Source organism: Roseateles sp., assembly GCF_052436255.1.
In the GTDB taxonomy this organism is placed as follows: Bacteria; Pseudomonadota; Gammaproteobacteria; order Burkholderiales; family Burkholderiaceae_C; genus Pelomonas.
In genome coordinates, this window is the sequence record NZ_JBQVNP010000202.1 from 1 (window position 1) to 6,863 (window position 6,863).

The window sequence follows — 6,863 nt, forward strand, 5'->3', positions numbered from 1 at the left end:
CACCGGATAGACGATCAGCACGACTTCATCCGCAAGCCCGTGTTCGAACAGCGTCGACGTCAGGGTGGAGCTGCCCCACAAGACCAGGTCCGGACCGGCCTGCGACTTGATGCGGCGAATGGACTCGACGACGTCCGGCCCTACACCTTCGAACGGGCCCCACTCGAGGCTTTGCGGACGGTGGGTCACGACATATTTGGTGGCCGCATTCAAGGCATCCGCCATCGGGCTGCCCGGCGCCTTGGGCCAGAAGCCCGACCACATGTCGTAGGTGCGACGGCCCAGCAGCAGATCGATGTGCCCGCCGTGCGCGGCGAAGACTGCGTCACGACCCTCGGGAGTCCGGTAGGGCATGGTCCAGTCGGCGTGGGGGAAGCCGTCTTCACCGGAGGTCTGGATCACGCCGTCGAGTGACGTGTGCTCCATGATCTTGAGCTTTCTCATTCGGATCTCCGTGCCTGGGGTTGGAGGGGCTGAGGATGCCGGATCGCCGGGCTGCTTTTGCAATGAGCATCCGCAGCCGTGAGCCGGCATCGTATCGGCATTGGTTCAGCGCTCCAAGACGGTCGTCGCTTTCATGGCTCCTGCCTCGTGGCAAGCAGTTTCTCGACCCAGCTCTTCAGCGTATCCACCTCCACAGGCTTGTGCAGCACCGGAATCGAGCGGGCCGCGGCCTCGATCAGTCGCGCCGGGTCGGTGTCGCCGCTGACAAGCAGCGCCGGGATGGTCTCGTCGTTGTATTCCTCGTGCAGGCGGTCGATGGCCTGGATGCCGGTCTCGTGTTCGCGCAGGCGGTAGTCGCTCACGATGAGCCGCGGCTTGCCGGGCACGTCGGCGATCCGTTCGACCATCTGGCTCCCGCCCGCTGCGGCCACCACGCGATGGCCCCAACTCTCCAGCAGCAGTTGCAGGCCCTCGCGGTTCTGTGCGTCGTCGTCGATCACCAGTATCAGCTGCCCCTTGGCAGGTTCGGCATCGAAGGCCTGTCGCCGGGCTTCCGCCTGGGTCGCTTCCGGTGCGGCAGGGGACGGCGCGACGGACACGCGATGCGCCTCGACGTCCAGCAGGAAGACGGTGCCCCGTCCTTCGATCGTCCGGAGCGCGAGCGAATGCCCCAGCAGCGCCACCGTGCGGCGCACGATGGACAGGCCGAGCCCGAGGCCCTTGCTGCGGTCCCGCTCGGGGTTCTGCAGTTGATGGAACTCCCAGAAGATGCGCTCGTGCTCGCGCTGCGGAATCCCCGGGCCGGTGTCCCAGACCTCGACGCGGATGGCGCCGTTGCGCCTGCGGCATCCCACCAGCACGCGCCCGCTCGATGTGTGGGCGATGGCATTGCTGACGAGGTTGCGCAGGATGCGGTCCAGCAGCACGGGGTCCGAGTGAACGAGCGCCGCGCTGCGGCGCACCTTCAGGGCCAGGCCCTTCTGACGCGCCTGCGGCGTGTATTCCGCGCGGATCTGGTCCAGCAGCCGGTCGAGCGCGATGTTCTCCAGGCGCGGATGTATCACTCCCGCGTCCAGCCGCGAGATGTTGAGCAGGGCATCGAACAGATGGCCCATCGCCGCGCTGGCCCTGGTGATGTTCTCGACCAGATAGCGTCCATGCGTAGAGAGCCTCTCGTTCGCCAGCAGCCCGAGGAACAGGCTCATCGCATGGACAGGTTGCCGCAGGTCGTGGCTAGCCGCCGCGAGAAAGCGCGACTTCTCGAGGTCGCTGCGCTCGGCAGCTTCTTTCTCGCGGCGCACCTGCTTCAGCAGCGCGAGGTTCTCGTAGCTCAGCCGCAGCGCATTCAGATGCGTCCTGTTCATCCGGTGGATGAAGGCGACGGTGGCCACCACATACGCGATGCCGCCCGTCACCAGAGCCAGGTTGACCGCCGAGGGCTGGACCGCCAACGCGATGAAGGGGGGCGCGAATGTCGGCATCACGAAGCCGTAGACGGCCGACAGCACCATGTAGTTCGAATAGATGGCGCCGGTGCCCAGGCCGAACAGGACCACGATGAAGAAGAGCTGGTATTCGAGCGGGACGAAGAACGTCCAGTAGGCGAAGGGCAGGCCCCACAGCGTGCCCGACGCGATGTTGCCGGTCACCATCTGCCGCAGCCATCGCGCGCCCGTGCCGGGGTGGTTGCGCACGCGACGGTAGTGCAGCATGGCGGCGAGGCGGAAGGTCGCGACGAGCAGGGTGACCGCGAGCCATGCGATCACCTGCGTTCTCGGAACGACGGCAAGCATTGCATAGGAGACCACGCAGGCGGCAATGACCGAGCCGGCCAGTGCGAACGGAAAGCTGCGCAGCAGGACGCCGAGCTGCACGTCGAAGATCTGCTGGCTTTCGAGCGAGGACGACGGGTAGGAGGAGGGGTTGGCCATGCGTGGAGGTGGGACCGGCCGGCGCCTATCTGGGGCGGCCCATCAACCCCGCCCGACGCGCCGCGATCACGGCCTGGGTGCGGCTGTCGACGTCCAGCGCTCCGAAGATGGCCGAGATGTGCGCCTTGACGGTTCGCTCTGTGGTGCTCAGGCGCGCCGCGATGTCTGCGTTGCGCAGCCCTTCGCACAGAAGATGCAGCACTTCGGTCTGGCGCGCGGACAGGCGGGACAGCGGATCCACCCGGCCCGACAGCACCGGCATGGCCGCAGCTCCGGCCGGAGACGCGAGAACGACGCCGCGCTGCCCTTGCATCACGCGGCGCAGTGCGTCCATCAGCTGCCTGCTGTCGGCCGACTTGTGCACGAAGCCGTGCGCGCCTTCCGCGAGCGCGGTTTCCATGTCCTGCGGATCTTCGGAGGCCGACAGCACGAGGATGCGCAGTCCGGCGCGGCTGCGCCGCAATGGCCCCAGGAGCGCGGCGCCCGCCAGGTCCGGCAGATAGAAGTCGGTCATCACGACCTCCGGTGTCGATGGCATGGCCGCGAGCAAGGCCAATGCTTCCGCGCCGTTGCCGGCCGTCTCGATCACCAGGCTTGAGTCTTCCTGACGCAGCGTGAGTGCCAGGCCCTCGCGGAACATCGCGTGATCGTCGATCAGCAGAACGGTGGGCATGGAGCGATCAGGGTTTGTTTTTCTGGAGCATTGGACTTTAGTTCAATGCACGCCGTGGCCGTGCCCACCTGCATTGTCGTGAAGCAGACGCTGCCCCTGGGTCGTCGTCCGCGAATCCAGGGCGCGGCCTTTCCAGGAGGAGAGACCCGACCGGGCTAGCCGCAGATGTCGACCCATTGCGCCCGGGCCAGCTCGGCCAGGCGCGAGGGAGCGATCCGGAAGGCGTGCGTCCTCGAGCCCGCCCCCGGCACCACCTCGGGGTAGAGCTTCAGGCGCATGTCGAAATACACCGCGAGCGGCGTGCGCAATCCGACGGGGCACACGCCGCCGACGGGGTGCCCCGTCACCGCCTCCGCGTCATCGGGCCCGGCCATCCTGGTCTTGCCGCCGAAGACGTCCTTGCACTTGCGGTTGTCGAGCCGGGCATCGCCGCAGGTCACGGCAATGATCCACTCGTCGCCCCGGCGCAGCAGCAGCGTCTTCGCGACCTGCGCGGGAAGCACGCCCCATTCCTGCGAGATGACGGACGTGGTGTGCTCCCGGCCGAGTTCGACGATCTGGATGTCGGGGGCGTGTTCCTGAAGGAAGGTGCGAACGGATTCCAGGCTCATGGCACTGATCGGGGAGTGGGACTGCCAAGAGTCTCCCGGCGTGGTGTGCACGCGTATAGAACGATCGTGGCGGCGGCTGCCCTCAGTGCCGGTGCAGCCTGGCGAACTGGCGTGGCGTCATGCCCAGTGCGGCGCGAAAGACGCGCCCCATGTGCGACTGGTCCGCAAACCCCGTCTGCAATGCGGCCTGCGCCGGATCGACGCCTGCGCGAAGGGCGCGGCGGACGAGGTCGAGTCTGCGCATCAGGAGGTAGCGGTAGGGCGAGGTGCCGAACCTGCGCCTGAACTGCGTGGCGAGCTCGAAGCGCGTGAGGCCCGTGATCGCTTCGAGTTCGCGGGAATGAACTACGCGGCCCGCATTGCCGCGAAGGAACTCGGCCGCGCGGTCGAGCGCCACGACATCGAGGCGCCCTTGAACTGTCTCGAGCTGGATGCCGAAGGCCAGACCGGAAAGGTGGTTGGCGAGCGAGGCGATCAGCGAGTCAGCGAACAGCGGCTCCAGCTCGACCTCGAACGCACAAAGCAGGTCGTGCGCCAGGCCCGGGTGGTAGACCACGGGCTCCCTGACGAAAGGCAGCGTCGCCTTGCGCGCCCCGGTGGCGGCGATCGCGTCCTGGACGGCTGCAGGACTCAGGTGCACGCATCCGTAGCTGAGGGGATCGTCCGAGCCGGGCCGGCCATCGTGCGTTTCGTCAGGATGCAGGATCGAAACCTGCCCGGGCGCGCAACGATGAACGGAGTGCCGGTAGTTGAACTCCTGCACGCCACCTTCCACGAGCGAGAGGGTGTAGGTGTCGTGGCTGTGGGTGCGATAGCCCGTCTCGTGCAATTGCGCGCGCATGCGGCTCACGCCCGCGACATGCTGTTCGTCGCGAATCCATCCGCATTCGCGTGCGCGAGGCTGTCCCGGAGATCGAAAGAGAGCGGCCATGCCCGATTATCGAACTGGCATGAGCCCGGCCCGCCGCGGCATCAGGCAATGTCGGTGGAGCGTGTCAGCGCCTCATGGCTCGCCAGGCTCGCCTGCATGGCGTCGAGCTTCGCCCGCACCAGCCCGAGCGCGTCGCTGCCGATCAGCAAGTGCTCCGGCGGCTGCGGCATCTCCACCAGCGCGAGGATCGCAGCCGCGGCCTTGTCCGGATCGCCCAGCTGCTTGCCGCTCTTGTCCACGCGCGATTGCCGGATCGGGTCGAACAAGGTGTCGTAGTCATCGATGGAACGCGCGCTGCGAACCATCGAGCGGCCGGCCCAGTCCGTCCTGAAGGAGCCCGGGGCGACGGCCGTGACCGCGATGCCGAAGCCTTTCACCTCCTTCGCCAGCGTCTCCGAAATGCCCTCGAGCGCGAACTTGCTGCCGCAGTAGTAGCTGATGCCGGGCATCGTGATGTAGCCGCCCATCGACGTGATGTTGATGATGTGGCCGCGCCGGCGCTCGCGCATGAAAGGCAGGAACGCCTTGATGACAGCAACCGCGCCGAAGACGTTGACGTCGAACTGGCGGCGCATTTCCTCGAGCGGCGACTCTTCCAGGATGCCCTCGTGGCCATACCCCGCGTTGTTGATCACGACATCCACCGGCCCGAACTCCGCTTCGACGGCCGCGGCGAGCGGTGCGACGGCATCGAACTGAGTCACGTCGAGCAGCTTCACGTGCGCCTTTCCCTGAACCTGTGTTCTGAAGTCCGCTGCGGCCTGTTCGGTGCGAACGGTTCCGATGACGCGATGACCTGCCTGCAGCGCGGCGCTGGCAATGGCGCGACCGAAGCCGCTGCTGACGCCCGTGATGAAGAATGTCCTGGTGTTTTTCATGCAGCGATTCTCGGGATCGGGAGTGCCGCGAGCCAGTCCTGAAGCGATGTCTGGCTTGCCTATTCCTATGAGAAGCGGGCGCTTCCAGTCTTCATCCGCCTGATTTGATGCACAGTACGCTGAATGAGCAGATCGCGCGCATCACCTCCTGGTCGCACTGTCGACGCCCGCGATGAGCGCCAGGCCCGCATGGTGGCGCTCCTGAAGCGGCTGGCGCCCCGGGAGGGCTACACGCTGACGGCGCTGCCGGACGTGCGCTTTCTTCGCTCCGATCGGCCGCTGGCATCGACCCCCGTGCTCTACGAGCCCGGCATCGTCATCGTCTGCCAGGGGCGCAAGCGAGGCCTCTGGGCGGATCAGGTCTATCTCTACGATGCCCAGCACTACCTCGCGGTGTCCGTGCCGGTCCCGTTCACCATGGAGACCGATGCCAGCGCCGACGAACCTCTGCTCGCGATCTACTTCAGCCTCGATCTCGCCGTGCTCGCCGGCCTTGCGCTGCAGGTCGACGAACTCACCGGGCGTTCAACGACCGAACCCGTCGGCATGTTCTCGACGCCGATGGACGAGTCGCTGGCGCTGACAGTCCTCCGATTCCTGGAGGCGATGAGCTCGCCCGTGGAAGCCGTGCTGCTCGGCCCGGCGATCGTGCGGGAGATCTATTTCAGGGTGCTCATCGGAGAGCAGGGTGCATCGATGCGCGCGGCGCTCGCCGGCCGGGGGCAGTTCGGCAAGATCGCCAAGGCCGTGCGACGCATCCATGACGCGTACAGCGACCGCCTCACCGTCGACCAGTTGGCCCGCGAGGCGGGCATGAGCATTCCCACGTTTCACGCCCACTTCCGCGCCGTCACCCAGAGTTCCCCGATGCAGTACCTCAAGTCGGTGCGCCTTCATCAGGCGCGCCTGATGATGCTGCGAGGCGGGAAAACGGCGTCCGCTGCGAGCATCGAGGTCGGATACGAAAGCGCGTCGCAGTTCAGCCGCGAGTTCAAGCGCTTCTTCGGACTCGGTCCGCGCGACGAGGTCGCCCGACTGAAGTCGAGCTTCGCGATGCCGCCCTTGCCCGGAGAACAGGCATGGGTGGCGTCGCATTGATGGATGCGAGCCGCCTGTCGGTGAGGGCAAGCCAGACAGGGAGTCAGTCGGCGTTTGTGCGCGCCATCTGCGGCGTATCGAAGCGATCAGGGCTCTGGGGCTCGCCAGTCAGGTCCGCACGGGCGAACTGGAAGCAGTCCGTTCCGGCGGGAAGCACCACGCCCGTCTGCGCCGAGCTGGTCCAGATGTGCGAGCCGATCGATACGGAGTCCGGGTCGTCGAAAGCGCCGCGGGAGATCGCGCGGTACTCGGGCCAGCGCTCGAAGGTGAGTGAGAGCGTGGTGCCGCATTTGGGGC

At 66.7% G+C, this 6,863-nt stretch carries 7 protein-coding genes and 1 pseudogene; 1 reads left to right on the plus strand and 7 read right to left on the minus strand.

Annotated features, from left to right (window positions below; all coding sequences use genetic code 11):
• The 6 genes from ACT6S0_RS25440 to ACT6S0_RS25465 all read right to left on the minus strand — a co-directional run.
• Positions 1–444, minus strand: a 444-nt coding sequence (locus tag ACT6S0_RS25440; RefSeq protein WP_444766528.1) for a dihydrofolate reductase family protein, incomplete at its 3' end; no start/stop codon positions are given.
• A 131-nt stretch (positions 445–575) separates the two neighbouring features.
• Positions 576–2,375 carry an ATP-binding response regulator gene (locus ACT6S0_RS25445; protein WP_444766529.1) on the minus strand — a complete coding sequence of 600 codons (1,800 nt, stop codon included), beginning with the start codon at positions 2,373–2,375 and terminating at the stop codon, positions 576–578.
• Between the two features lie 25 nt (positions 2,376–2,400).
• Positions 2,401–3,048: a response regulator transcription factor gene (locus ACT6S0_RS25450; protein ID WP_444766530.1), complete on the minus strand. Its 648-nt coding sequence runs from the start codon at positions 3,046–3,048 to the stop codon at positions 2,401–2,403.
• Positions 3,049–3,203: 155 nt separating this feature from the next.
• A complete protein-coding gene (locus ACT6S0_RS25455) occupies positions 3,204–3,659 on the minus strand; it encodes a YbaK/EbsC family protein (protein ID WP_444766531.1) in 456 nt (151 codons plus the stop codon).
• Between the two features lie 82 nt (positions 3,660–3,741).
• The gene (locus tag ACT6S0_RS25460; RefSeq protein ID WP_444766532.1) at positions 3,742–4,590 is read right to left on the minus strand and encodes an AraC family transcriptional regulator; all 849 of its coding nucleotides are present in this window, start codon (positions 4,588–4,590) and stop codon (positions 3,742–3,744) included.
• A gap of 41 nt (positions 4,591–4,631) precedes the next feature.
• Positions 4,632–5,468 (minus strand): oxidoreductase, encoded by an 837-nt coding sequence (locus ACT6S0_RS25465; protein ID WP_444766533.1) that lies wholly within the window; start codon positions 5,466–5,468, stop codon positions 4,632–4,634.
• 123 nt (positions 5,469–5,591) lie between these two features.
• Between ACT6S0_RS25465 and ACT6S0_RS25470 the strand changes: the two genes are divergently transcribed.
• Positions 5,592–6,566 carry an AraC family transcriptional regulator N-terminal domain-containing protein gene (locus ACT6S0_RS25470; protein WP_444766534.1) on the plus strand — a complete coding sequence of 325 codons (975 nt, stop codon included), beginning with the start codon at positions 5,592–5,594 and terminating at the stop codon, positions 6,564–6,566.
• 43 nt (positions 6,567–6,609) lie between these two features.
• On the opposite strand, the pseudogene ACT6S0_RS25475 reads toward ACT6S0_RS25470, so the two are convergent.
• Positions 6,610–6,863, minus strand: a pseudogene (locus ACT6S0_RS25475) (GFA family protein); the annotation flags it as partial.

Coding starts and splice junctions, on each gene's coding strand:
- ACT6S0_RS25445 (WP_444766529.1), bottom strand. CDS start 2,375: ATGGCCAACCCCTCCTCCTACCCGTCGTCCTCGCTCGAAAGCCAGCAG.
- ACT6S0_RS25450 (WP_444766530.1), bottom strand. CDS start 3,048: ATGCCCACCGTTCTGCTGATCGACGATCACGCGATGTTCCGCGAGGGC.
- ACT6S0_RS25455 (WP_444766531.1), bottom strand. CDS start 3,659: ATGAGCCTGGAATCCGTTCGCACCTTCCTTCAGGAACACGCCCCCGAC.
- ACT6S0_RS25460 (WP_444766532.1), bottom strand. CDS start 4,590: ATGGCCGCTCTCTTTCGATCTCCGGGACAGCCTCGCGCACGCGAATGC.
- ACT6S0_RS25465 (WP_444766533.1), bottom strand. CDS start 5,468: ATGAAAAACACCAGGACATTCTTCATCACGGGCGTCAGCAGCGGCTTC.
- ACT6S0_RS25470 (WP_444766534.1), top strand. CDS start 5,592: ATGAGCAGATCGCGCGCATCACCTCCTGGTCGCACTGTCGACGCCCGC.